This window comes from Pseudomonas sp. NPDC077649 (genome assembly GCF_044542855.1).
Taxonomy (GTDB): Bacteria; Pseudomonadota; Gammaproteobacteria; order Pseudomonadales; family Pseudomonadaceae; genus Aquipseudomonas.
Map to the genome: position 1 here is coordinate 437,487 of NZ_JBITVF010000004.1, position 24,523 is coordinate 462,009.

24 protein-coding genes and 1 pseudogene are annotated in these 24,523 nt (G+C 65.8%); 15 read left to right on the forward strand and 10 right to left on the reverse strand.

The window, feature by feature from the left end; genetic code table 11:
• Nucleotides 1-55 precede the first annotated feature (55 nt).
• The 8 genes and pseudogenes from ACIGFL_RS15610 to trpC all read left to right on the forward strand — a co-directional run bounded on the left by ACIGFL_RS15610 (nucleotide 56) and on the right by trpC (nucleotide 8,575).
• The gene (locus ACIGFL_RS15610; protein WP_397497796.1) at nucleotides 56-1,435 is read left to right on the forward strand and encodes a hypothetical protein; all 1,380 of its coding nucleotides are present in this window, start codon (nucleotides 56-58) and stop codon (nucleotides 1,433-1,435) included.
• A gap of 63 nt (nucleotides 1,436-1,498) precedes the next feature.
• A complete protein-coding gene (gene gabD / locus ACIGFL_RS15615; RefSeq protein WP_397497797.1) occupies nucleotides 1,499-2,956 on the forward strand; it encodes an NADP-dependent succinate-semialdehyde dehydrogenase in 1,458 nt (485 codons plus the stop codon).
• 94 nt (nucleotides 2,957-3,050) lie between these two features.
• Entirely contained in the window at nucleotides 3,051-3,725 is a 675-nt protein-coding gene (gene rpe, locus ACIGFL_RS15620; protein ID WP_021445645.1) for a ribulose-phosphate 3-epimerase, read from the forward strand.
• Nucleotides 3,722-4,542: pseudogene (locus ACIGFL_RS15625) on the forward strand (phosphoglycolate phosphatase). Before rpe ends, ACIGFL_RS15625 begins: the two are co-directional and overlap by 4 nt.
• Before the next feature lie 66 nt (nucleotides 4,543-4,608).
• Nucleotides 4,609-6,087 (forward strand): anthranilate synthase component I, encoded by a 1,479-nt coding sequence (gene trpE, locus ACIGFL_RS15630; protein WP_397497798.1) that lies wholly within the window; start codon nucleotides 4,609-4,611, stop codon nucleotides 6,085-6,087.
• 12 nt (nucleotides 6,088-6,099) lie between these two features.
• On the forward strand, nucleotides 6,100-6,696 hold the full coding sequence (locus ACIGFL_RS15635) for an aminodeoxychorismate/anthranilate synthase component II (RefSeq protein ID WP_397497799.1): 597 nt from the start codon (nucleotides 6,100-6,102) through the stop codon (nucleotides 6,694-6,696).
• Entirely contained in the window at nucleotides 6,693-7,739 is a 1,047-nt protein-coding gene (trpD, locus tag ACIGFL_RS15640; RefSeq protein ID WP_122110127.1) for an anthranilate phosphoribosyltransferase, read from the forward strand. The genes ACIGFL_RS15635 and trpD overlap by 4 nt, the downstream gene beginning before the upstream one ends.
• Nucleotides 7,736-8,575, forward strand: coding sequence for an indole-3-glycerol phosphate synthase TrpC (trpC, locus tag ACIGFL_RS15645; protein ID WP_397497800.1), 840 nt, complete (start codon nucleotides 7,736-7,738; stop codon nucleotides 8,573-8,575). The genes trpD and trpC overlap by 4 nt, the downstream gene beginning before the upstream one ends.
• Nucleotides 8,576-8,632: 57 nt before the next feature.
• Here trpC and crp read toward each other — a convergent pair whose 3' ends face one another.
• Complete coding sequence (crp, locus tag ACIGFL_RS15650) at nucleotides 8,633-9,277, reverse strand: cAMP-activated global transcriptional regulator CRP (RefSeq protein WP_021443133.1); 645 nt, start codon at nucleotides 9,275-9,277, stop codon at nucleotides 8,633-8,635.
• A 235-nt stretch (nucleotides 9,278-9,512) separates the two neighbouring features.
• Here crp and ACIGFL_RS15655 point away from each other — a divergent pair, with 235 nt between their 5' ends.
• Nucleotides 9,513-9,935 (forward strand): OsmC family protein, encoded by a 423-nt coding sequence (locus ACIGFL_RS15655; RefSeq protein WP_122110129.1) that lies wholly within the window; start codon nucleotides 9,513-9,515, stop codon nucleotides 9,933-9,935.
• A gap of 47 nt (nucleotides 9,936-9,982) precedes the next feature.
• On the opposite strand, the gene coq7 is transcribed toward ACIGFL_RS15655, so the two are convergent.
• Nucleotides 9,983-10,630 carry a 2-polyprenyl-3-methyl-6-methoxy-1,4-benzoquinone monooxygenase gene (gene coq7, locus ACIGFL_RS15660; protein ID WP_021443135.1) on the reverse strand — a complete coding sequence of 216 codons (648 nt, stop codon included), beginning with the start codon at nucleotides 10,628-10,630 and terminating at the stop codon, nucleotides 9,983-9,985.
• Nucleotides 10,631-10,715: 85 nt separating this feature from the next.
• The gene (locus ACIGFL_RS15665) at nucleotides 10,716-11,054 is read right to left on the reverse strand and encodes a histidine triad nucleotide-binding protein (protein ID WP_021443136.1); all 339 of its coding nucleotides are present in this window, start codon (nucleotides 11,052-11,054) and stop codon (nucleotides 10,716-10,718) included.
• Between the two features lie 90 nt (nucleotides 11,055-11,144).
• On the opposite strand from ACIGFL_RS15665, the gene ACIGFL_RS15670 reads away from it, so the two are divergent.
• Nucleotides 11,145-12,626: an AAA family ATPase gene (locus ACIGFL_RS15670; RefSeq protein ID WP_397497801.1), complete on the forward strand. Its 1,482-nt coding sequence runs from the start codon at nucleotides 11,145-11,147 to the stop codon at nucleotides 12,624-12,626.
• 149 nt (nucleotides 12,627-12,775) lie between these two features.
• Here ACIGFL_RS15670 and ACIGFL_RS15675 read toward each other — a convergent pair whose 3' ends face one another.
• The 5 genes from ACIGFL_RS15675 to hemJ form a co-directional block, all read right to left on the reverse strand.
• Nucleotides 12,776-13,564 (reverse strand): SDR family NAD(P)-dependent oxidoreductase, encoded by a 789-nt coding sequence (locus tag ACIGFL_RS15675; RefSeq protein WP_397497802.1) that lies wholly within the window; start codon nucleotides 13,562-13,564, stop codon nucleotides 12,776-12,778.
• A 9-nt stretch (nucleotides 13,565-13,573) separates the two neighbouring features.
• Nucleotides 13,574-14,539: a DUF805 domain-containing protein gene (locus tag ACIGFL_RS15680; protein WP_021443139.1), complete on the reverse strand. Its 966-nt coding sequence runs from the start codon at nucleotides 14,537-14,539 to the stop codon at nucleotides 13,574-13,576.
• Nucleotides 14,540-14,636: 97 nt separating this feature from the next.
• Complete coding sequence (locus ACIGFL_RS15685; RefSeq protein WP_397497803.1) at nucleotides 14,637-15,902, reverse strand: alanine racemase; 1,266 nt, start codon at nucleotides 15,900-15,902, stop codon at nucleotides 14,637-14,639.
• Nucleotides 15,899-16,861 carry an NAD(P)H-dependent flavin oxidoreductase gene (locus ACIGFL_RS15690; RefSeq protein WP_397497804.1) on the reverse strand — a complete coding sequence of 321 codons (963 nt, stop codon included), beginning with the start codon at nucleotides 16,859-16,861 and terminating at the stop codon, nucleotides 15,899-15,901. The genes ACIGFL_RS15685 and ACIGFL_RS15690 overlap by 4 nt, the downstream gene beginning before the upstream one ends.
• 10 nt (nucleotides 16,862-16,871) lie before the next feature.
• A complete protein-coding gene (gene hemJ / locus ACIGFL_RS15695; protein WP_397497805.1) occupies nucleotides 16,872-17,300 on the reverse strand; it encodes a protoporphyrinogen oxidase HemJ in 429 nt (142 codons plus the stop codon).
• A 133-nt stretch (nucleotides 17,301-17,433) separates the two neighbouring features.
• Here hemJ and argC point away from each other — a divergent pair, with 133 nt between their 5' ends.
• From argC to erpA, 4 genes are all read left to right on the forward strand, one after another.
• Complete coding sequence (gene argC, locus ACIGFL_RS15700) at nucleotides 17,434-18,468, forward strand: N-acetyl-gamma-glutamyl-phosphate reductase (protein ID WP_397497806.1); 1,035 nt, start codon at nucleotides 17,434-17,436, stop codon at nucleotides 18,466-18,468.
• Nucleotides 18,465-19,187: a DUF6776 family protein gene (locus tag ACIGFL_RS15705; protein ID WP_256679243.1), complete on the forward strand. Its 723-nt coding sequence runs from the start codon at nucleotides 18,465-18,467 to the stop codon at nucleotides 19,185-19,187. The genes argC and ACIGFL_RS15705 overlap by 4 nt, the downstream gene beginning before the upstream one ends.
• Before the next feature lie 9 nt (nucleotides 19,188-19,196).
• A complete protein-coding gene (locus tag ACIGFL_RS15710; RefSeq protein ID WP_021443726.1) occupies nucleotides 19,197-19,607 on the forward strand; it encodes a polymer-forming cytoskeletal protein in 411 nt (136 codons plus the stop codon).
• 73 nt (nucleotides 19,608-19,680) lie between these two features.
• A complete protein-coding gene (gene erpA, locus ACIGFL_RS15715; RefSeq protein ID WP_021443725.1) occupies nucleotides 19,681-20,031 on the forward strand; it encodes an iron-sulfur cluster insertion protein ErpA in 351 nt (116 codons plus the stop codon).
• 49 nt (nucleotides 20,032-20,080) lie between these two features.
• Here the strand turns inward: erpA and ACIGFL_RS15720 are convergent, their stop codons facing one another.
• Complete coding sequence (locus ACIGFL_RS15720; protein ID WP_397497807.1) at nucleotides 20,081-21,172, reverse strand: anhydro-N-acetylmuramic acid kinase; 1,092 nt, start codon at nucleotides 21,170-21,172, stop codon at nucleotides 20,081-20,083.
• Nucleotides 21,173-21,175: 3 nt separating this feature from the next.
• Nucleotides 21,176-22,603, reverse strand: coding sequence for a peptidoglycan DD-metalloendopeptidase family protein (locus ACIGFL_RS15725; RefSeq protein ID WP_397497808.1), 1,428 nt, complete (start codon nucleotides 22,601-22,603; stop codon nucleotides 21,176-21,178).
• Between the two features lie 181 nt (nucleotides 22,604-22,784).
• Here ACIGFL_RS15725 and tyrS point away from each other — a divergent pair, with 181 nt between their 5' ends.
• Nucleotides 22,785-23,984: a tyrosine--tRNA ligase gene (gene tyrS, locus ACIGFL_RS15730; protein WP_397497809.1), complete on the forward strand. Its 1,200-nt coding sequence runs from the start codon at nucleotides 22,785-22,787 to the stop codon at nucleotides 23,982-23,984.
• Nucleotides 23,985-24,523 lie beyond the last annotated feature (539 nt).

Here is a 24,523-nt window from a genome sequence, read left to right on the forward strand (position 1 = left end):
TCCCAGTGTGCTGGGACCGGCTGAAATACAACTCTAATAAAGTTGGGTGACCCAAATGTCCGAACTGCATCAGCAAGACCTTGGTGTGGAAGCCCCCTACTGGCCGGTGGGGCCATTCAAGGTGCGTCTGCCTTTCATTCATTACCGCTTCGAAGTCTCCGACTACATGCAGGGCCTGCTCATGTGCGCGGTGGATCTGGCGGCGATTCCGCTGATGACCGAATTCCTCGGCATGCCTTTCGAGGTGGCGCTGGCGGTGGTCATACTCAATGGCCTGCTGTACCTGACCCACCACCTGCTGGGCGACCCCGTGGTTCCGGGCTGGATCACCCCGGCGATTCCTCTGTTGATGGCCTACTGCAGCCAGTTTCCGGAGGGCCCGGAGCGGGTGCATGCGCTGATTGCCTTCCAGTTGATGCTGGGCGCGTTCTCTATAGGGCTGGGCATGACGGGCATGGCGCGCAAGGTGGTGTCCTTGGTGCCCTCTGCGCTCAAGGCCGGCATCATCATGGGCGCCGGCCTCAGCGCGGTGGTGACGGTATTCAAGGAGGGCGGTCGTTTCGACAGCTTCCCCTGGACCATTTCCATCGCCATCGGCATCGCCTTCTACCTGGTGTTCTCCATCCATTTCCAGGATCTGAAGAAGCGCAACCGCTTCTGGTGGAACTTCGCCAAGCTCGGCATCTTCCCGATCATTCTGCTGGCGGTGATCGTCGCGCCGATTTTCGGCGAGGCACCCTGGCCCAGCATCGAGTGGGGCATCAGCCAGCCGGACTTCGTCACCCTGTGGAGCGAATACACCGTGTTCGGCCTCGGCATGCCGCCACTGATGATGTTCGTCACTGCCATTCCCACCGTGTTCGCCGCCTATCTGGTGGTCTTCGGCGACGTGCTCGGCGCCAGGGCGATCCTCGGCGAAGCCGACCATGTACGGCGTGACGAGAAGGTCGACTTCAACCCCAACCGCTCGCACCTGATCTTCGGTGGGCGCAATGCCTTCATGAGCATCTTCGGGCCGGACGTGGCCATGTGTGGCCCGCAATGGTCGGCCATGCAGGTGGTGATCACCGAACGCTTCAAGGGCGGCGCCAAAGCGATGAAGTCCATCTACGGCGGCGTCGGCTCGTTCCGTTGGGGCACCAACACCGGTCTGCTGCTGTTGCCGGTGGTGACGCTGGTGCAGCCGATTCTCGGCGTTGCGCTGGCGCTGACCCTGTTGATCCAGGGCTACGTTAGCGTGCGTCTGGGCATCATGGAGGCACGCAGCCAGCGTGACCTGGGCATCGCCGGGGTGATCGGTGCGGTGCTGGCGATCAAGGGCGCCGGCTGGGCTTTCGCCATTGGCGTGGGCCTGTGCGCGCTGATCTATGGGGCACGGATGTTCCGTGGCGAGAACGACCAGACCTTTACCAAGGATCTGCCGCCAGCCGAGTGAGGCCTTTGCAATCCCTAATTCAGCCGAGGGACGATCTCCTCCCTCGGCAGCAGGAGAAAAATCATGCAACTGAACGATCCCGATCTGCTGCGCCACCAGGCCTATATCGACGGCCAGTGGTGCGACGCCAGCAATGGCGATGTGACTGAAATCTTCAACCCCGCCAACGGCAAGTCGCTGGGCTGCGTACCGAACATCGGTGGCGCGCAGACCCGTCAGGCCATCGAGGCGGCGCAGGCTGCCCAACCCGCCTGGCGTGCGCTGACGGCCAAGGAGCGCGCGGCGCGGCTGCGCACATGGTACGAGCTGATGCTGGCCAATCAGGAAGACCTGGCGCGGATCATGACGGCCGAGCAGGGCAAGCCGCTGACCGAGGCGCGCGGTGAGGTGCTTTACGCGGCATCCTTCATCGAGTGGTTCGCCGAGGAAGCCAAGCGTGTCTACGGCGACACCATTCCCGGTCATCAGCCGGACAAGCGCTTGATCGTGACCAAGGAACCCATTGGCGTGACCGCGGCGATCACGCCCTGGAACTTCCCGGCGGCGATGATCACCCGCAAGGCCGGTCCGGCCCTGGCTGCTGGCTGCGCCATGGTGCTCAAGCCGGCGCCGCAGACACCCTTCAGCGCCCTGGCGCTGGCGGTGCTGGCCGAGCGTGCGGGCATTCCGGCCGGGCTGTTCAGTGTGCTGCCGGCCGATGCCGAGCGTTCCCGCGAAGTCGGCGCCGAGCTGTGCGCCAACCCCATCGTGCGCAAGCTGTCGTTCACCGGCTCCACCGGCGTTGGCATCAAATTGATGGAGCAATGTGCGCCGACCCTGAAGAAGCTCTCGCTGGAGCTGGGCGGTAATGCGCCGTTCATCGTCTTCGAGGATGCCGATCTCGATGCTGCGGTCGAAGGTGCGCTGGTGGCCAAGTACCGCAACGCCGGGCAGACCTGCGTCTGTGCCAATCGTCTGTATGTGCACGAGGCCGTCTACGACGCCTTTGCCGAAAAACTGGCCGCGGCCGTGGCCAAACTGCGGGTTGGCCCGGGTGATGAAGCAGGCGTCGTCATTGGCCCGCTGATCGACGGCAATGCCGTGGCCAAGGTGCAGGCTCATCTGGCCGATGCGCTGGAGAAGGGCGCCACGGTGCTGCAGGGCGGCAAGCCGCACGCGTTGGGCGGGCATTTCTTCGAGCCCACGGTCATCGCCGGTGTCACCGCGGATATGCGTGTGGCCCGCGAAGAGACCTTCGGCCCGCTGGCGCCACTGTTTCGCTTCAGTGACGAAGCCGAAGTGGTGCGTCAGGCCAACGACACCGAGTTCGGTCTGGCTGGCTACTTCTATACCCGCGACCTGGGCCGTGCCTTCCGCGTCGCCGAAGCCTTGGAGTACGGCATGGTCGGCATCAACACCGGGCTGATCTCCAACGAAGTGGCGCCATTCGGTGGTATGAAGGCTTCGGGGCTCGGCCGCGAAGGCTCCAAGTACGGCCTGGATGAGTATCTGGAGATCAAGTATCTCTGTCTGGGTATCTGAGTCACTTTGGCGCGCCACCGTCTGGTGGCGCTGCCAGCGGCCGTCTCAACCGTTACAATGCGCGCCACCGTGATTCAGCACTCAGAGGTGCGCCATGCAACCCTTCGCCATCGCCCCGTCGATCCTCTCCGCCGACTTCGCCCGTCTGGGCGAGGAAGTCGACAACGTGCTCGCCGCCGGGGCGGACATCGTTCACTTCGACGTGATGGACAACCACTACGTGCCCAACCTGACCATCGGCCCGATGGTCTGCGCGGCGCTGCGCAAGTACGGCATCACCGCGCCGATCGACGCGCACCTGATGGTCAAGCCGGTGGATCGCATCATCGGCGACTTCATCGAGGCGGGCGCTTCCTATATCACCTTCCACCCGGAAGCGTCCGAGCACATCGACCGTTCACTGCAGCTGATCAAGGCGGGTGGCGCCAAGGCTGGCCTGGTGTTCAACCCGGCCACCCCGCTGGACGTGCTCAAGTACGTGATGGACAAGGTCGACATGATCCTTTTGATGAGCGTCAACCCCGGCTTCGGCGGGCAGAAGTTCATTCCCGCCACCCTGGATAAACTCAAAGAGGCGCGCGCGCTGATCGACGCCAGCGGCCGCGAGATCCGCCTGGAGATCGACGGCGGGGTCAACGTGCAGAACATCCGCGAGATCGCTGCGGCGGGCGCCGACACCTTCGTCGCCGGCTCGGCGATCTTCAACCAGCCGGACTACAAGGCCGTGATCGACGCCATGCGCGCCGAGCTGGCCCAGGTGCGCGGATGAAACCGCTGCGCGCGCTGTGCCGCGGCGAGCTGCCGCGTCTGGTGATGTTCGACCTGGACGGCACCCTGGTGGATTCGGTGCCGGACCTGGCCGCTGCGGTCGACCGCATGCTGGTCGAACTGGGCCGCGAGCCGGCCGGCGTCGATCGCGTACGCGACTGGGTCGGCAACGGCGCGCGGGTGCTGGTGCGCCGTGCCCTGGCCGGCGGCCTGGAGCATGCGGCGGTGAGCGAGGCCGAAGCGGACGCCGCGCTGGCGCGCTTTCTCGATATCTACGCCGACTGCCACCAGCTGACCGCGCTCTATCCGGGCGTGCACGAGCTGCTCGAGGCGCTGAGCACGGCGGCGGTGGAGCTGGCGGTGGTGACCAACAAGCCGGAGCGCTTCGTTGCGCCGCTGCTGGAGCAGGTCGGCCTGGGCGGCTACTTTCGCTGGATAGTCGGCGGCGACACCCTGCCGCAGCAGAAGCCGGACCCGGCCGCGCTGCTGCAGGTGATGCGTCTGGCCGGCGTCAACGCGGCGCAGGCGCTGTTCGTCGGCGACTCGCGCAATGACGTACTGGCGGCGCGCGCCGCCGGCGTGCCCTGCGTGGCGGTGAGCTACGGTTACAACCACGGTCGGCCGATTGCCGAGGAACAGCCGAGTCTGGTGGTCGATAGCCTGGCCGCACTGCTCTGACGGTTGCTTAGGCCGAGCGGCTGCGCTACCGTGGCCGCTCTCCTTATTCCCCCGCCTGTCGAGATCGCACCGTGGTGGTCAGCTGCAAACTCTGGATGAAAGTGATCAAGGCCCTGGCCCGTTGGCGCTGGCGCGCCTGATTTCGTCCGGTCGCCGCGCGCGACCCGTTTGTACCCGACCGTTTTCCCCGAGCCATGAGGCTGATCATGACCCATGAAGAATTCCTGCGTTTAGCCGCCGAAGGCTACAACCGCATCCCCCTGGCCTGCGAAACCCTGGTGGATTTCGACACGCCGCTGTCCATCTACCTGAAACTGGCCGATGCGCCCAACTCCTACCTGCTGGAATCCGTGCAGGGCGGCGAGAAGTGGGGGCGTTACTCGATCATCGGCCTGCCGGCGCGCACCGTCTTGCGCGTGCACGGCCACGACATCCTGGTCAGCACCGACGGCGTCGAGGTCGAGCGTCAGCAGAGTGCCGATCCGCTGGCCTTCGTCGAGCAGTTCAAGGCGCGCTACAAGGTGCCGACCATTGCCGGTCTGCCGCGTTTCAACGGCGGCCTGGTCGGCTACTTCGGCTACGACAGCGTGCGCTACGTCGAGCAGAAGCTGGCCAGCTGCCCCAACCCCGATCCGCTGGGCACGCCGGATATCCTGCTGATGGTCTCCGACGCCGTGGTGGTGTTCGACAACCTGGCCGGCAAGATGCACGCCATCGTCCTCGCCGATCCGGCCGAGCCGGATGCTTTCGAACAGGGCCAGGCACGCCTGGGCGAGATCCTGCGCCAGCTGCGCCAGCCGATCACCCCGCGTCTGGGCGTGGATCTTGGCGCGCCGCCCGGCGCCGAGCCGGCGTTTCGTTCCAGCTACAGCCGTGACGACTACGAGGCGGCGGTCAGTGCGATCAAGGAATACATCCTCGCCGGCGACTGCATGCAGGTGGTGATCTCCCAGCGCATGTCGATCCCGTTCAAGGCCGCGCCCATCGACCTGTACCGCGCGCTGCGCTGCATCAACCCGACGCCCTACATGTACTTCTTCAACTTCGGCGACTTCCACGTGGTCGGCTCCTCGCCGGAGGTACTGGTGCGGGTCGAGGACGGCCTGGTCACCGTGCGCCCGATCGCCGGCACCCGCCCGCGCGGCGCCAATGAAGAAGCCGACCTGGCGCTGGAAGAGGACCTGCTGTCCGACGCCAAGGAGATCGCCGAGCACCTGATGCTGATCGACCTGGGCCGCAACGACACCGGCCGCGTGTCGCAGATCGGCTCGGTCAAGCTCACCGAGAAGATGGTCATCGAGCGCTATTCCAACGTCATGCACATCGTCTCCAACGTCACCGGCCAGCTCAAACCCGAGCTGTCGGCGATGGACGCGCTGCGCGCCATCCTGCCGGCCGGCACCCTGTCCGGGGCGCCGAAGATCCGCGCCATGCAGATCATCGACGAGCTGGAACCGGTCAAACGCGGCGTCTATGGCGGCGCGGTCGGCTACTACGCGTGGAACGGCAATATGGACACCGCCATCGCCATTCGCACCGCGGTGATCAAGGACGGCGAGCTGCACGTGCAGGCCGGTGCCGGCATCGTCGCCGACTCGGTGCCCGCCCTGGAGTGGGAAGAAACCCTGAACAAGCGCCGCGCCATGTTCCGCGCCGTCGCCCTTGCCGAACAGACCGCCGAATAAGGGGAGCGTGACATGCTGCTGATGATCGATAACTACGACTCCTTCACCTACAACGTGGTGCAGTACCTCGGCGAGCTGGGTGCCGAGGTGCACGTGATCCGCAACGACGAGCTGACCATTGCCGAGATCGAGGCGTTGCAGCCCGAGCGCATCGTGGTCTCGCCCGGTCCCTGTACGCCGACCGAGGCGGGTGTGTCCATCGAGGCCATCCTGCATTTCGCCGGCAAGCTGCCGATTCTCGGCGTCTGCCTCGGCCACCAGAGCATCGGCCAGGCCTACGGCGGCGACGTGGTGCGCGCGCGCCAGGTGATGCATGGCAAGACCAGCCCGGTGTTCCACGAGGACAAGGGCGTGTTCGCCGGCCTCAACAAGCCGCTCACCGTGACCCGCTATCATTCCTTGGTGGTCAAGCGCGAAACCCTGCCGGACTGCCTGGAAATCACCGCCTGGACCCAGCATGACGACGGCTCGGTCGACGAGATCATGGGCCTGCGCCACAAGACCCTGAACATCGAGGGTGTGCAGTTCCATCCCGAATCCATCCTCACCGAGCAGGGCCACGAACTGTTCGCCAACTTCCTCAAGCAGACCGGAGGCGTGCGCGCATGAATATCAAGGAAGCCCTGGGCCGCATCGTCGCCCAGCTCGACCTGAGCACCGAGGAAATGCAGGACGTGATGCGCGAGATCATGACCGGGCAGTGCACCGACGCGCAGATCGGCGCCTTCCTCATGGGCATGCGCATGAAGAGCGAGACCATCGACGAGATCGTCGGCGCGGCCAGCGTCATGCGTGAGCTGGCCGCGCCGGTGGTGATCGACGCCGAGCGCCTGGTCGACACCTGCGGCACCGGCGGTGACGGCATGAACATCTTCAACGTCTCCACCGCCGCGGCCTTCGTCGTCGCCGCGGCCGGCGGCAAGGTGGCCAAGCACGGCAACCGCGCGGTCTCCGGCAAGAGTGGCAGCGCCGATCTGCTGGAAGCCGCCGGCGTCTACCTGGGGCTCAAGCCCGAGCAGGTGGCGCGCTGTGTCGAAGGCGTGGGCGTCGGTTTCATGTTCGCGCCGTCCCATCACGGGGCGATGAAGCACGCCATCGGCCCGCGTCGCGAGCTGGGCCTGCGCACCCTGTTCAATATGCTCGGCCCGATGACCAACCCGGCCGGTGCCAGGCATCAGGTGATCGGCGTGTTCAGCCAGGCGCTGTGCCGGCCGATGGCCGAGGTGCTGCAGCGTCTGGGCAGCCAGCACGTGCTGGTGGTGCACGCGCAGGACGGCCTGGACGAGATCAGCCTGGCCGCGCCGACCTTCGTCGCCGAGCTCAAGGACGGCGTGGTCAGCGAGTACCGCATCCAGCCCGAGGACTTCGGCATCAAGAGCCAGAGCCTGATCGGCCTGACCGTCGACAACGCCCAGCAGTCGCTGGAGCTGATCCGCGATGCGCTGGGCCGGCGCAAGACCGACAACGGCCAGAAGGCCGCCGACATGATAGTGCTCAACGCCGGCGCCGCGCTCTACGCCGCCGACCATGCCAGCAGCCTGCGCGAAGGTATGCAGCTGGCTCACGACGCCCTGCACACCGGGCTGGCGCGGGAGAAGCTGGAGGAGCTGGTGTCCTTTACCGCAGTATTCAAACAGGAGAACGAAGGGTGAGCGTGCCAACCGTACTGGAGAAGATCGTCGCCCGTAAGTTCGAGGAAGTGGCGGCGCGTCGCGCCCAGGTCAGTTTCGCCGAGATCGAGCGCGCCGCGCGTAGCGCCGATGCGCCGCGCGGCTTCGCCCGTGCGCTGCTCGAGCAGGCCGCGCGCAAGCAGCCGGCGGTGATCGCCGAGATCAAGAAGGCCTCGCCGAGCAAGGGCGTGTTGCGCGCCGACTTCGTGCCGGCCGATATCGCCCGCAGCTACGAGGCCGGCGGCGCCACCTGCCTGTCGGTGCTCACCGATATCGACTTCTTCCAGGGCGCCGATGCGTACCTGCAGCAGGCCCGCGCGGCCTGTGCGCTGCCGGTGATCCGCAAGGACTTTATGGTCGATCCCTACCAGATCGTCGAGGCCCGCGCCCTCGGCGCCGACTGTGTACTGCTGATCGTCGCCTGCCTGGACGACGGACGCATGGCCGAGCTGGCCGCGGTGGCCAAGGACGTCGGCCTCGACGTGCTGGTCGAGGTGCATGACGGCGACGAGCTGGAGCGCGCGCTGAAGACCCTGGACACGCCGCTGGTGGGCATCAACAACCGCAACCTGCATAGCTTCGAGGTGTCCCTGGAAACCACCCTGGACCTGCTGCCGCGCATTCCGCGCGAGCGCCTGGTGGTGACCGAGAGCGGCATACTCAACCGCGCCGACGTCGAGCTGATGGAGATCAACGAGGTCTACGCCTTCCTGGTCGGCGAGGCCTTTATGCGCGCCGAGAGCCCGGGCGGCGAACTGCAGCGCCTGTTCTTCCCCGAGCGCGGGCGGCCGGCGGTGATCGGCAAGGATCCCGATTGACACCCGCGTGCATAAAAAAGCCGGCATCCCTGCCGGCTTTTTTATACGCGCTGTTTTTCAGCGGGTGCCGAAGACCACCATGGTCTTGCCCTTGACGTGGACCAGGCCCTGTTCCTCCAGGGCCTTGAGCACGCGGCCGACCATCTCCCGCGAGCAGCCGACGATGCGGCCGATTTCCTGGCGGGTGATCTTGATCTGCATGCCGTCCGGGTGGGTCATGGCGTCCGGCTGCTTGCACAGGTCGAGCAGGGTGCGGGCGACGCGGCCGGTGACGTCGAGGAAGGCCAGGTCGCCGACCTTGCGCGTGGTATTGCGCAGGCGTTCGGCCATCTGGCTGCCGAGGGCGTAGAGGATGTCCGGGTCCTGCTGGGTCAGTTCGCGGAACTTGGCGTAGCTCAGCTCCGCCACTTCACATTCGGTCTTGGCGCGTACCCAGGCGCTGCGTTCCTTCTCCGCGCCGTCCTTCTCGAACAGGCCCATCTCGCCGAAGAAGTCGCCGGCGTTGAGGTAGGCGATGATCATTTCGCGGCCATCGTCGTCTTCGATCAGGATGGTGACCGAGCCCTTGACGATGAAGAACAGGGTTTCGCAGCGGTCGCCCGCATAGATGATGGTGCTTTTCGCCGTGTAACGGCGGCGGTGACAGTGTGCGAGGAGCTTGTCGAGGTTCTTGATTTTAGGTGTAAGGGTAATAGCGACCATGCCCGAGTCCCGAATATAAAAAAGATAAGCCTTTGTCCAACAGGCAATTTCTTATTGGTTATCCGTACCAGTGTGCCAGCAATCCGGCGCCAGCTTAACAGACATACTATGACCAGGGCGTATTTTGCGACCTGGCTAACATAACGCCGGGGAACTTTAGCGCGCTGGCCGCCCATCGGTTCGCTCGGCGCCTGTGCTAACCTGCGAATCTTTGCAACCGAGGGAGTCTGGATCGATGAAAGCGCGTGTGCAGTGGGCCGGCGAAGCCCTGTTTCTCGGCGAGTCCGGCAGCGGCCATGCCGTGGTGATGGACGGCCCGCCGGAAGCCGGTGGCCGCAACCTGGGCATCCGCCCGATGGAGATGCTGCTGGTCGGTCTCGGCGGTTGCAGCAACTTCGACGTGGTCAGCATCCTGCGCAAGTCGCGCCAGCCGGTGGAGAGCTGCGAGGTGTTCCTCGACGCCGAGCGCGCCGGCGAGGAGCCCAAGGTGTTCACCAAGATCCACCTGCATTTCGTGGTCAAGGGCCGCGGGCTGAAAGAGGCCCAGGTCAAGCGCGCGGTGGAGCTGTCGGCGGAGAAGTACTGCTCGGCCTCGATCATGCTCGGCCGTGCCGGGGTGGCTATCAGCCATGACTACGAAATCATCGAGCTGGGCTGAATCGCTTCGCTGCAAACGACAAGGGCGCCAATCGGCGCCCTTGTCGTTCAGATGCGATAGGTGCTCTTGGTCATCACCTTGGACAGCAGGGTCATGCCCAGCTTGACCGGTGCGGGAAAACGCAGGCCGCCGGCGTCCAGGGCGCTGTCGGCGTGCTGCTGCTCGTCGATGCGCATCTGCTGGAGAATTGCCCGCGACTTGGCGTCACGCTCGGGAATCTGCTCCAGATGCTCGTCCAGGTGCTTGCACACCTGATCCTCGGTGGCGGCGACGAAGCCCAGGCTGACCTTGTCGCTGACCAGCCCGGCCACCGCGCCGACGCCGAACGACAGGCCATAGAACAGCGGGTTGAGCAGGCTCGGCTGGCTGCCGAGCTCGCGGATGCGCTGCTCGCACCAGGCCAGGTGATCGATCTCCTCATCGGCGGCCTGCTCCATGGCGCTGCGCACCTGCGGCAGCTTGGCGGTCAGCGCCTGACCCTGGTACAGCGCCTGGGCGCAGACCTCGCCGGTGTGGTTGATGCGCATCAGCCCGGCGATATGGCGGGTTTCCTCGCTGGACAGTTCGGCCTCGTTCTCCACGATGGCCGGCGAGGGACGGCTCGACGCGCCGCTGAACGGCAGCAGGGTGCGCAGGGCGGCATCGGCCTGCAGCAGCAGGCGGTCGACTGGGGAGTACTGGCGTTCGCTGGCCATGGGGCACCTCCGGGGAACACGAAGGCGCCAGTTTACTGCAAAGCGCGGCGGCGAGTGCGCCTCGCCGCCGCGACCGACTGGCGCATCAGCCCGGCGGCCAGTGCAGCTGGCGCTGGCCGAGCACGTGCATATGGATGTGGCCGACGGTCTGTCCGCCCAGCTCGTTGCAGTTCATCACCAGGCGAAAGCCCTCGGCGCAGCCCTGCTCGCTGGCCAGCTGCTGGGCGGTGTACAGCAGGTGGCCGGCCAGCGCCTTGTCGGTTTCGGTGAGGTCGGTGAGGGTGGCGATGTGGCGCTTGGGGATCACCAGAAAATGCACCGGCGCCTGCGGGCCGATATCGTGGAAGGCGACGAGCTGATCGTCCTCGTAGAGCTTGCGCGCCGGAATCTCACCGGCGACGATCTTGCAGAACAGACAGTCCATGGGCAGGCTCCCGAGCCATTGCTGGAAGCCCTGAGTTTAATCGCGTGCGCCAAAGCCGGCCAATCGGCGGCGCGCCCACAAGGAGCGGCGGTGAAGAACGATATCCACGATCTCGGCCTGGTGCTGGATTCCAAGGTCAAGCTGGTCGTCATCGAGTCCTGGGACGAGCTGCGCGTGCTGGAAACCCTGACCAGCCTGGCGGTCAAGCGCGGTCTCGGCCTGCACACCTGGTCGGTGACCGAGGGCCTGCAGCGCCTGGGTTTCGGCGGCGCGCCGCTGGGCGAGGAGGCGAGCCTGGAGCCGGAGGCGGCGTTGAAGCTGATCAAGGCCGATCAGCAGCCGAACCTCTACGTGATGTGCGACCTGCATCCGTATCTGCAGGACAATCCCCGCCTGGTGCGCCTGCTCAAGGAGATCGCCATGAGCGAGGCGGCGCACAAGCCGACCCTGGTGCTGGTGTCCCACGCGCTCAGGCTGCCGGCCGAGGTGCAGCGCCATGCCGCGCGCTTCAGCCTGGCATTACCGTCGGAAGATGAGCTGCTGAGCATCGTCCGCGACGAGGCCACGCGCTGGAGCGAGCGCAACCGCGGCGCGCGGGTGCGCACCGACAACCGCACCCTGCAGCAGGTGGTGAAGAACCTGCGCGGCCTCAGCCACGCCGAGGCGCGGGCGCTGGCGCGCAACGTGATCTGCGACGACGGCGCGATCACCCAGGAAGACATCCCCGAACTGAACAAGACCAAGTTCCAGCTCCTGGATCTGGAGGGCGTGCTCAGTTTCGAGTACGACACCGCGCGCTTCGCCGACGTCGGCGGCCTGCTCAACCTCAAGCGCTGGCTGGCCGAGCGCCAGGTCGGCTTTCTCGAGGGCAAGGGCGTCGATGCGCCCAAGGGGGTGTTGCTGGTCGGCGTGCAGGGTGGCGGCAAGAGCCTGGCGGCCAAGGCGGTGGCCGGGCTCTGGGGCCTGCCGTTGCTGCGCCTGGATTTCGCCTGCCTGTACAACAAGTTCTTCGGCGAGACCGAGCGCAACCTGCGCGAGGCGCTGCGCCTGGCCGAGCAGATGGCGCCCTGCGTGCTGTGGATGGACGAGGTGGAGAAGGGCCTGGCCAGCGGCGACCACGACGGCGGCGTCAGCCAGCGCGTGCTCGGCACCCTGCTGACCTGGATGGCCGAGCGCAAGGCGCCGGTGTTCGTCGTCGCCACCGCCAACGCCATCGACCGCCTGCCGCCGGAGCTGGTGCGCAAGGGCCGCTTCGACGAGCTGTTCTTCGTCGACCTGCCCGCTGCCGAGGTGCGCGCGGAGATCTTCCGCATCCACCTGCAGCGCCGCGAGCTGGAGCCTGGCGCCTTCGACCTGGCGCAGCTGGCCGCGGCCAGCGCGGGATTTTCCGGGGCGGAGATCGAGCAGGCGGTGGTCAGCGCCCTGTATGCCGCTCAGGCGCAGCAGCAGGCAGTGGATCAGGCGCTGCTGCTGCACGCGCTGCAAGGCACGGCGCCGCTGTCGGTGGTGATGGCCGAGCAGCTCGCGGCGCTGCGCCGCTGGGCTGATGGGCGCACGGTCAACGCCGGCTGAGAACCTGCTCACGATCTGCTGCGCGTCGGCTAAACGGCGTTGAAAACAGCCTCGGAATGCTCATTTACTTTCGTAAACTCCGCTTCCTCGGCCGCTTTCGCCGCTGTTTATCTCTAGCTCGCGAGATCGGGAGCAGGTTCTGGGGCTGCTCAACCGCGGGTGAAGGGCCGGGTCAGCCGCCCGCTGAGTTTGCGCACCAGCCAGCGCGGCGCCAGGCGTGGGCTCAGCGTCAGCAGCCGGTTGCGCCAGCCAGGGACGATGATGGCGCGGTTCTTCTCCAGCGCGCGCACCGCGAGCAGCGCCACTTCCTCGGCGCTCATCAGCAGCTTGCTGGCGTCCAGAAGGGCGGCGTTCATCTGCGCACTGCGGAAGAAGGCGCTGCGCGTCGGCCCCGGGCACAGCACCGAGACGCGCACGCCCTGCTCGCGCAGTTCTTCGCGCAGCGCCTCGGAGAAATGCAGCACATAGGCCTTGCTGGCGTAGTAGCTGCTCATCCAGGGGCCGGGCTGGAAGGCGGCGATCGAGGCGACGTTGAGGATCTGCCCACCGCCCTGTTCGGCCATGCGCTGGCCGATGGCGTGGCACAGCCGGGTCAGGGCCAGTACGTTGACTTCCAGCTGTTCCAGCTCGCGGCCCCAGTCCTGTTCGAGGAAGGGCCCGGCGCAGCCGAGGCCGGCGTTGTTCACCAGCAGATCGATGCGCCACTGGCCCTGTTCCAGTTCGAGCAGCAGGCCGGACAGTTGCAGCGGTTCGCTGAGGTCGCAGAGGCGAAACAGCACCTCGACGCCGAAGCGCTGGGCCAACTCGCAGGCGATGCTTTCCAGGGCGTCGCGGCGCCGCGCCACCAGGATCAGGTTGCGCCCGCGGCGCGCCAGGGCTTCGGCCAGGGCCAGGCCGATGCCGCTGGAGGCGCCGGTGATCAGTGCATAACTGGGCATGGCGCGGGGTCACTGTCCCTGCATTTCGGCGGCGCGCTCGACGTAGCTCTGGTACTGCGGAATGGCGATGGCGGCGAGGATGCCGCTGATCGGCACCAGCAGGCACAACCAGGCCAGCAGCTTGACCGCGGTGCTGTTGGGCGGCGGCGGCGGGCCGAAGCGGTTGACCCCCTGGTTGCCGGGAACGATGAACATCAGCAGGGCGAACACGCCGCCGACCAGGGGGATGAAGTTGATCAGCCACAGCCAGCCGGACCAGCCGATATCGTGCAGGCGCTGCACGCCGAAGCAGATACTCAGCACCATCATGGCCAGGCCGGCGGCCACCAGCAGCACCATGCCCAGGGCATCGGACAGCGCGGCGGCGCCCATGCCCAGCAGCAGCACCGGCAGCGCGCAGAGGAACATGGCCATGCTCCAGCCCAGGTAGCGCACCCGGCCGATCCGGCCGTTGACGCCGAATGCCTTGAGCTCGCCGAATTGCGGCAGTTGCTCGGCGACGTCGGCCTGCGGCGGTGCGTAGGGCGAGGCGCTGGCGGGCGCTGGCGTCGGCTGGCTCATGGCGCTCAGTTGCGCCTGACGGGCGAGATACTTCTCGACGATGATGCCGCAGGCCGCGCACTCGTCCGCCTGGGGTTGCCGATGGCCGCACTTGGGACAGCTCATGCCGGCGGCGGTATCGGTCGGTGCGGCATCCGCCTCGGCGTGGTCGTCGGTAGACACCAGGCTCAGGCTGGCGGCCTGGTCCAGCTCCTTGCGCACCTTGGCGCCGGCCTTGTGCAGGGCGCTGAGGTACTGGTCGGCCTCGTTTTCCCCGAGGTCGCGCTTGAGGGCCACCTGGGCGCCGCTGAACAGGCCGTTGATGCGCGCCATATCGCTCTTGAACAGGCGGGCGAGGTTGTCCTTCACCGACTCCAGCGTCATCTCGGGCATCAGTTCGCCGTCGAACACTATCTTGTAGCGCGGTTGATTCATGCGAGCTTCCTTGTCTGCGGGAAGTGGAGGTCAGCTAAGCCTAGAGTGCCGACAGGCCAATACACAAGCGGCCTGCGCCGCAGTTCGCGCCGGTCTTTCAGCCGCCGGGCAGGGCGGCCCAGCGTCCGACCAGGCGGCCGCCTCGCAGCAGCTGCAGTTCGCCGAAGTCGCCGAGCAGGCCCTCGCTGACCGCCGGGCGCAGAAAGACCCAGTCGTCTGTGCTCAGGCCGCTGGCGGCACTGCCGATCAGGCGTTCCTGGTTGGCGCTGCGGCCGTATAGCGAGTCGTAGGCGAGGCCGGGCGGCGATACCGGCGTCGCCGGCCAGCGGCCGCCTTGGAGGTAGTAGGCGCGCTGGCGATTGCGGTTCCAGGCGGCGAGCAGCGGTTGCGCCGCGTGCAGGAAGGGCAGGGCGCCGTCGACCGCCTTGAGCACCGGGCTGGCGATCCACAGTGCCGCTTGGTGCTGCTCCAGCAGCGGCGTATCGAAGTCGCCCGGCTTGAGCAGGGCCGAGCCGAGGGCAACTTCGCCGAGCGGGCTGTCCAGTCGGCTGTGCAGGGCGTAGGTCAGGCTGCCGCCGCCGTTGAGCAGCGGCTTCGCCGGCCACAGCTCGGTAAAGCCTCGCGCCACCGCGACGAACTCGCGATAGCGCGCGTTGGCCTGGGCGAACGCACGCTCCTGGCTCAGCCAGGGCGGGGCGTGGGCGACCTGGGCGTCGTAGCCCATCAACCCCTGCAGCTGGAGCTGCCCCGGTTGCCGGCGCAGCCGTTGCAGGGTCTGGCCCAGCGCCTGAGGATCGGCGAAGCCGCCGCGGGCCAGGCCGATATCGATTTCCAGGGCGATGCGCAGTGGTTGCCCCAGCGCCCTGGCCAGCTCGGCGTACTGGCTCAGGCGCGCCTCGCTGTCGATCAGCCAGGTCAGCTGGCGCGCGGGGTCGAAGCCCAGGTGCTGCGGCAGCTGGCGATAGAAGTTCAGCGCCGCCTGTGCCGGCAGCGGCTTGCCCAGCAGCAGGTCGGCCTGCGGAAAGCTGCGCGCCAGCTGGTTCAGCTGCGGCTGGTGGAACGCCATGAAGCGCTGGGTGCGCAGGCGCTTGGCCAGGTAGTCGAGCAGCCCGGCGCTGGCCAGCGACTTGGCCACCAGACGCAGCGCCAAGCGCTCGGGCAGCCGCTGGGCGAGCAGTTCGGCGTTGGCGTCGAGGCGATCCAGATCGAGCAGCAGCGACGCAATACCGTTGCCTTCGGCGTGCATGAGGCGGTTGAGGCCGGCGAAATAGGCGTCGTGCACCTGGCCGCGGTCGCGCGGCCGCAGCGCCCAGGCCCCGAGCAGGCCGAGGGCGGCGAGGCCGAGCAGCTGGCGGCGTTTCATCGCGGCCAGCGTTGCCCCAGCCTGCCGGCCTGCTGCAAGGCGGCACGGTACTCGCCGTCCAGGCGCGCCACCAGTTCGCCGACCGCGGGCAGGTCGTCGATGCCGCCGACGCCCTGGCCGGCCGACCACACGGTCTTCCAGGCCTTGGCCTCGTCGTCCACCGGCTTGAGTTTTTCGCCGTAGTTGATGTCGGCCTTGTTCTGCAGCTGCTTCAGGTCGTAGCCGGCCTGCTCCAGGCTCTGGCGCATGAAGCTGGCCGGCACCCCGGAGACCGCCGGGGTGTGGACGATATCGGCGGCGTGGGCGCCGAGGATCATGCGCTTGTAATCGTCGGAGGCGTTGCTCTCCTGACTGGCGATAAAGCGCGTGCCCATGTAGCCCAGGTCGGCGCCGAGCAGTTGCGCGGCGAGCAGCTCGTGGCCGTGGTTGAGGCAGCCGGACAGCAGCAGGGTCTTGTCGAAGAACTGGCGGATCTCGGCGAGCAGGGCGAAGGGACTCCAGGTGCCGGCATGGCCGCCGGCGCCGGCGGCGACCGCGATCAGCCCGTCCACGCCGGCTTCGGCGGCTTTTTCCGCATGACGGCGGGTGGTCACGTCGTGGAACACCAGGCCGCCGTAGCCGTGCACCGCATCCACCACTTCCTTCACCGCGCCGAGGCTGGTGATGACGATGGGCACGCGACGCTCGACGCAGATCGCCAGGTCCGCCTGCAACCGCGGGTTGCTGTGATGGACGATCAGGTTGACGGCGTAGGGCGCGGCGTCGGCGCTCAGGCTGGCCTGGATTTCGTCGAGCCAGGCGCGAAAACCGGCGCTTTCCCGTTGATTGAGCGCGGGAAAGCTGCCGACTATGCCGGCGTTGCAGCAGGCGCCGACCAGCGCCGGGTTGGACACCAGAAACATCGGCGCGGCGATCAGCGGCAGGCGCAGGCGTTGTTCGAGCAGGGCGGGCAGGGACATGACGGATTCCTCAGAAGGGGCGGACGACGACCAGAACGACGATACCCAGCAGCGCCAGCACCGGCGCCTCGTTGAACCAGCGGTAGAACACGTGGCTACGGGTGTTCTCGCCGCGGGCGAAACGCTTGAGCTGGGCGCCGCACAGGAGCTGATAGACCACCAGCGCGATCACCAGGGTGAGCTTGGCGTGCAGCCAGCCCTGGGCGAAGTAGTAGCCGGGGTTGAGGCTCAGCAGCCAGATGCCGAGGCCCAGGGTGGCGACCATCGAGGGCATCATGATGCCGCGATAGAGCTTGCGCTCCATGGTGCAGAAACGCTCGTGGCTGGCGGCATCCGTGCTCATGGCGTGGTAGACGAACAGCCGCGGCAGATAGAACAGGCCGGCGAACCAGCAGACCATGGCGACGATGTGCAGAGCCTTGAGCCACAGATAGAGCATTGCCGATCCTCGGGCAGAAAATGTCCTCGATAGTAGAGGCAGGCGACGGCCTGCGTCACCTGCGCGGTTGGAGCTTGGCCGATGCGGCTTTATCATCGGCACCTTTCCAATGGTTTTTGCAAAGGGGCATGTGATGATCAAGGTCGGTATCGTCGGCGGCACGGGCTACACCGGTGTCGAACTGCTGCGTCTGCTGGCGCAGCACCCGCAGGCGGAGGTGGCGGTGATCACTTCGCGCTCCGAAGCCGGCCTGCGCATCGACGAGATGTACCCCAACCTGCGCGGGCACTACCCGGAGCTGGCCTTCAGCGTGCCCGACGTCGCCACCCTGGGCGCCTGCGACGTGGTGTTCTTCGCCACCCCGCACGGCGTCGCCCATGCTCTGGCCGGCGAACTGCTGGCCGCCGGCACGCGGGTGATCGACCTGTCCGCCGACTTCCGCCTGCAGGACGCCGAGGAGTGGGCCAAGTGGTACGGCCAGCCGCACGGTGCCCCGGAGCTGCTGGCCGAGGCGGTGTACGGCCTGCCCGAGGTCAACCGCGAGGCGATCAAGGGCGCGCGCCTGATCGCCGTGCCCGGCTGCTACCCGACCGCCACCCAGCTCGGTCTGATCCCGCTGCTGGAAGCCGGCCTGGCCGACAGCGCCAGCCTGATCGCCGACTGCAAGAGCGGCGTCAGCGGCGCCGGGCGCGGCGCCAGCGTCGGTTCGCTGTTCTGCGAAGCCGGCGAAAGCATGAAGGCCTACTCGGTCAAGGGCCACCGCCACCTGCCGGAGATCCGCCAGGGTCTGCGCCTGGCCGCCGGTGGCGAGGTCGGCCTGACCTTCGTGCCGCACCTGACGCCGATGATCCGCGGCATCCACGCCACCCTCTATGCGCGCGTGGCCGACACTGCGGTCGACCTGCAGGCGCTGTTCGAGCAGCGTTACGCCAATGAGCCTTTCGTCGACGTGATGCCGACCGGCAGCCATCCGGAGACCCGCAGCGTGCGCGGCGGCAACGTTTGCCGCATCGCCGTGCACCGGCCGCAGGGCGGCGAGCTGGTGGTGGTGCTGTCGGTGATCGACAACCTGGTCAAGGGCGCCTCCGGTCAGGCGGTGCAGAACATGAACATCCTCTTCGGCCTCGACGAGCGCCTCGGCCTGTCGCACGCGGCCCTGCTGCCGTGACACCGGGCTGGGAGGTCCGCGTCAGCGACCCGCGCCGCGAACGCCGGCGCCGCGTCCTGCTGCTCCTGTTGCTGCTGAGCGTGCCGCTGGCCTTTGTCCTCGGCCTGTGGTGGGGCGAGCGGCAGACACAGGCCGAGCAGGCCGAGGTCCAGGCCCAGCTCACCCGCCTGGCCGAACAGGAGCAGGAGCTGGAGTTGCTGCGCCAGCGCCTGGCGGTGGTCGACAGCAGCGAGAAGGTCACCCAGCAGGCCATGGAGCAGAACCGCCGTACCATCAAGCTGCTCGAGGAGCAGATCTTCAAGCAGCAACAGGACCTGGCCTTCTACAAGGGCGTGCTGGCGCCTGCCAGTCGTCGCGAAGGCCTGCGCATTCGCGCCTTTGAGCTGCAGGCCACGGACGTCCCGCGGCGTTTCCGCTACAAATTGCTGCTGAGCCGGGTCGGCACGGGCGACGAGCCGCTGCAAGGGCAGCTGCGCGTCACCATCGAGGGGCGACAGGGCGGCAAGGATGTCAGTCTGGAACTGTCGGCGCTGTCCGACGAAGTGGGCGAGGCGGCGATTCCCTTCTCCTTCAAACACTTCCAGTCCTTCCCCGAAGCCGGACGCTTCGCCGAACTGGAGCTGCCGGAAGGCTTCGAGCCGCGTCAGGTCAAGGTTCGCGCCGAGGTCAAGGGCGACAAGCCGCTGGACCGTACATTCGAATGGATTGATGAGGAGTGACATCCGCCAATGTGGAATAAAGACAAGGCCAAGCCCGACTTGCAGCGTTTCAGCGGCAAAACCAGCCTGATCGCCGCCGGTGCCGAACTGGTGGGCGATATGCGTTTTCAGGGGGCGGTACAGGTGGATGGTCGGGTCACCGGCAATCTGCTGGCCAGCGAGGGGCTGGTGCGGGTGAGCGTCGGCGGCCTGGTTGAAGGCGAGGTGCGCGCCCCCCATATAGTGATCGACGGCGAGGTGAGCGGCGATGTGTTCGCCAGCGGCCATCTGGAGCTGGGCGCGCGCTCGCGGGTGCGCGGCAACCTGCATTACAGCCTGATGGAAATGGCCATGGGCGCGCAGATCGAAGGCCGGCTGTGCCATGTGAAGGACGGCGTGCGGCCGTTGGAGCTGCCCGAAACGCTGGACACCGAGCAATAGTTGACCAATTTTCTAGGGCAAGCGGATAATGCACGCCCAACGCAGTATGGCGCATGGCGCCGGGAGTCACAGCATGAGCGTCGAAACCTTCACCCCCGCCCCTTTGCACTTCACCCAGGGTGCGGCCAGCAAGGTGAAGACCCTGGTCGATGAAGAGGGCAACCCGCGTCTGAAACTGCGCGTGTTCGTCACGGGCGGCGGCTGCTCGGGCTTCCAGTACGGCTTCACCTTCGACGAGGACGTGGCCGAGGACGACACCATAGTCGAGCGCGAAGGCGTCAGCCTGGTGGTCGATGCCATGAGTTTCCAGTACCTGGCAGGTTCCGAAGTCGACTATCAGGAAGGTCTGGAAGGTTCGCGCTTCGTGATCAAGAACCCCAACGCCACCACCACCTGCGGCTGCGGTTCGTCGTTCTCGATCTGAAGTTTTCGCAGGATGACAAACGCCGCGCTCGAAGCGCGGCGTTTTCGTTTCAAGCCGGATAGATGGCGCCGAGGATGCGCAATCCTTTCGCGCCGGTAACGCTCGGGCGGTTGCCTGGAATGCCTTCCAGCGCGCAGTGGGCCAGCCAGGCGAAGGCCATGGCTTCGACCCAGTCCGGATCGACGCCCTGAGCGGCGGTGCTGCTCACTTCGGTGTCCGCCAGCAGCTCGCTCAAGCGCTGCATCAGGCAGGCGTTGTGCGCGCCGCCACCGCATACCAGCAGCGCGTCGGTACGGCCCTGCGCGCTGCGCAGGGCGCCGACTATGCTGCGCACGGTCAGCTCGACCAGGGTCGCCTGCACGTCCTCGGCGGCCAGCGGCGGCAGTGCTTGCAGATGGCCAAGCAGCCAGGCGAGGTTGAACAGCTCGCGGCCGGTGCTCTTGGGGCCTTGTGTCGCGAAGAAGGGATCGCTCAGTAGCCGGTTCAGCAACTCGGGGTGCACCCTGCCGCTGGCCGCCCAGGCGCCATCGCGGTCATAGGCGAGGCCCTGGCAGTGCTGAATCCAGGCGTCGAGCAGGATGTTGCCCGGGCCGCTGTCGAAGCCCAGCACGTCCTGCCCGGGCGAGAGCAGGCTGAGGTTGCTGAAGCCGCCGACGTTAAGCACCGCGATATGTCGTGCGCTATCGCCGAACAGTGCCTGGTGGAAGGCCGGTACCAGCGGGGCGCCCTGGCCGCCGGCGGCAACGTCGCGACGGCGGAAGTCGGCGACCACGCCGATAGCAGTCAGCTCGGCGAGCAGGGCGGGGTTGCCGATCTGGATGGTGAAACCGCGTGCCGGCTCATGGCGCACAGTCTGGCCGTGGCTGCCGATGGCGCGAATCTGTTGCGGAGTCAGGTTCTGCTGCTGCAGAAGCTCATTGATGGCGGCGGCGGCCAGTTCGACCCACTGTTGTTCGGCCATCGCCGCGCGTGCCAGCTCGTCGGCGCCCGAGGCGCACAATGCCAGCAGTTCGCTGCGTAGCCGATCCGGCATGGGCCGGTAGAGGGTGGCGAGCAGGCGCGTGTGCTGCTCTTGCTCGATCAGCGCGATGTCCAGTCCGTCCAGGCTGGTGCCGGACATCACGCCGAGATAGAGAGGCATGGCTTAGCGCTGGTTGGCGGCCAGCATGGTGGCCTTTTCCTGGTCCATGCGCGCCATCAGCGGTTTGCTCAGTTGCATGAAGCGTTGCTTCTCGCTGGCGGCGATTGGGTCGGCCATCGGCAGCTTCTGGCTCAGCGGGTCGACGTGCACACCGTTGACCTGGAATTCATAGTGCAGGTGCGGTCCGGTGGACAGGCCAGTGGTGCCGATATAGCCGATGATCTGCCCCTGCTTGACGGTGCTGCCATTGCGGATGCCCTTGGCGAAACCCTGCATGTGGGCGTAGAGGGTGCGGTAGCGCTGGCCGTGCTGGATGATCACGGTGTTGCCGTAGCCGCCGTGACGGCCGGCCAGGCTGACGCGACCGTCGCCGGCTGCCTTGATCGGCGTGCCGCGCGGCGCCGCGTAGTCCACGCCCTTGTGCGCGCGAATCTTGTTCAGGATCGGGTGCTTGCGGCCGGTGGAGAAGCGCGAGCTGATTCGGGCGAAGTCCACCGGGGTGCGGATAAACGCCTTGCGCATGCTTTCGCCGTTGGCGTTGTAGTAGCTGGTGGTGCCCTGCTTGCTGGTGTAGCGCACCGCGGTGTAGGTCTTGCCGCGATTGGTGAAGCGCGCCGAGAGAATGTTGCCGGTGCCGACGCGCTTGCCGTTGACCACCTTCTCTTCGTAGATCAGCTCGAACTCGTCGCCCTCGCGGATATCCATGGCGAAGTCGATGTCGTAGCCGAACACGTTGGCCAGCTCCATGGTCAGGCCATGGGAGAGGCCGGCGCGCTTGGCGGAGAGGAACAGCGAACTGTTGATCACGCCATGGCTGTAGGTGGTGACCACTTCCGGCTTGACCAGGTCGCGCTGGAAGTCGAAGCCCTTGTCGCTGCGACTCAGGCGGATGGTTTCCAGGTCGTTCAGCTTGCTCTGCAAGTGCTTCAGCTTGCCGGCTTCGTCCAGTTCGAACGCCAGCACCTGGCCGACCTTGAGGCGGCTGAACCGCTTGGCTTCCTTGCTGCTGTTGAGCGCTTCGTGCAGGTCGTTGGCGCTCAGGCCTACCTTGGCGAACAGGGTCGACAGCGTATCGCCATTGCTGACGGTGACGTTGTGTTGGCTGGGATCGGTGGGGGGGGAGTCGGCTGTTGCGAGATTCTTATCATCAGCGTCATGTCCGGCGCTGTGTTCGGCGTTCTCCGCACCCTGCTCGATCTTGGCGAAAGGCGAGGCGGCGCCGGTGGCGGGCTGTCCCGCTCGGAGGTCGTCCTTTTCCTGCAGTACCAGTTCGGCATCGTTGCTGAGATCCAGGTCGAGGAAGGTCTTCTGCGCTTCGACTTCGCGCGAAGGAAACACCAGCAGAGCCAGGCTCAGCAGCGCAGCTACACCGCTAGCGGCCAGGATATGGCTCTTCGGGTAGGGCGGGGCTTTGGGAGTATTTTGCGTCATGGCGTGAGGCGTTTTCTTGGAATATGCATTAACTGTATAAAATATAACCAAAATCGGCGTGGGGCAACCCTTGACATGCCGAGCGGAGACGTATGGGCGCTTGCCCGGGCAAAACTTGTAATTAGTTCGCGATCTTGTATGGTTGGTTCCCTTTCATTTTCGAGTGGTCGCGAGTCCTGTCATGAAGTCGGTCGAAGAGCAGCTGGCGCTGATCAAGCGCGGTGCGGAAGAGGTTCTGGTTGAAGCGGAGCTGGTCGAGAAGCTCAAGCGGGGTCAGCCGCTGCGGATCAAGGCCGGTTTCGATCCGACTGCGCCGGATCTGCACCTCGGCCATACCGTGCTTATTAATAAGCTGCGTCAGTTCCAGGAGCTGGGGCATCAGGTGATCTTCCTGATCGGCGACTTCACCGGCATGATTGGCGACCCCAGCGGCAAGAGCGCCACCCGCCCGCCGCTGACCCGTGATCAGGTGCTGGATAACGCCGAGACCTATAAGCAGCAGGTGTTCAAGATACTCGATCCGGCCAAGACCGAGGTCGCGTTCAACTCCACCTGGATGGATGCGCTGAAGCCGGCCGACTTCATTCGTTTGGCCTCGCAGTACACCGTGGCGCGCATGCTCGAACGCGACGATTTCGACAAGCGCTACACCAGCAACCAGCCGATCGCCATTCACGAGTTCCTCTATCCGCTGGTGCAGGGCTACGACTCGGTGGCGCTGAAAGCCGACGTCGAGCTCGGCGGCACCGATCAGAAGTTCAACCTGCTGATGGGGCGCGAGCTGCAGCGCGCTTATGGTCAGGAGTCGCAGTGCATCGTCACCATGCCGCTGCTGGAAGGGCTGGACGGCGTGAAGAAGATGTCCAAATCCCTGGGTAACTATGTGGGCATCCAGGAAGCGCCGGGGGTGATGTACAACAAGTTGGTGTCCATGCCGGATGCGCTGATGTGGCGTTACTTCGAGCTGCTCAGCTTCCGCTCTATGGAAGAGATCGAGCAGTTCAAGCGCGACGTCGAGCAGGGCGCCAATCCGCGCGACATCAAGATCAAGCTGGCCGAAGAAATCGTCGCCCGCTTTCATGGCGAAGAGGCGGCGGCCACTGCGCATCGTTCTGCCGGCAACCGCATGAAAGAAGGCGAGCTGCCCGAGGATCTGCCCGAGGTGGAGCTGGCCTCGGCCGAGGATATGCCGATTTCCTCCGTCCTTAATAAGGCAGGGTTGGTGAAGAACGCCGCCGTTGCGCGCGATCTGCTGGGCTCTGGCGGTGTGCGCGTGGATGGCGAAGTAGTCGATCGGGCCTTCCTGTTCAAGGTGGGTGCGACCCACGTTTGCCAGGCCGGCAAGAAGGCCTTTGCGCGCATCACGCTCAAGGCTGAGTAAGAAAACTGCAATTTATGCTTGACGCGCGTTCTCCTGGCGGTAGAATGCGCGCCACTTCAGCGCTGAAGCTCTTCTAAAACCTCTTGTTAATCAATGAGTTAAGTTTAAAGAGGGGTTGCAAAGCTGAATCTGGCGTGTAGAATGCGCGCCGGTCGGCAGGGTGGTGGTTGGATCCTGTCGGTGCTTCGGTCGAATGGATCGAGGCGGTAAAAGAGGTGGTTGACAGCGGTTTTGAACGCTGTAGAATGCGCCTCCCGCTGACGAGAAGATGTTCGGATCGAAGGCGCAAGCGGTTGAGTAGAAAAGAGTTTCTCCGGAAACAAATTCGAAAAACAGCTTGACGGAAAGATGAGGTGCTGTAGAATGCGCGCCTCGGTTGAGGCGAAAGACTTGACCAACTGTTCTTTAACAACTGAATCAAGCAATTCGTGTGGGTGCTTGTGAGGTAAGACTGGTAGTCGACTGATTATCAGCATCACAAGTAACACTCGTGAATTCGAGAGTTTTTTGCGATTGCTGAGCCAAGTTTAGGGTTTTCT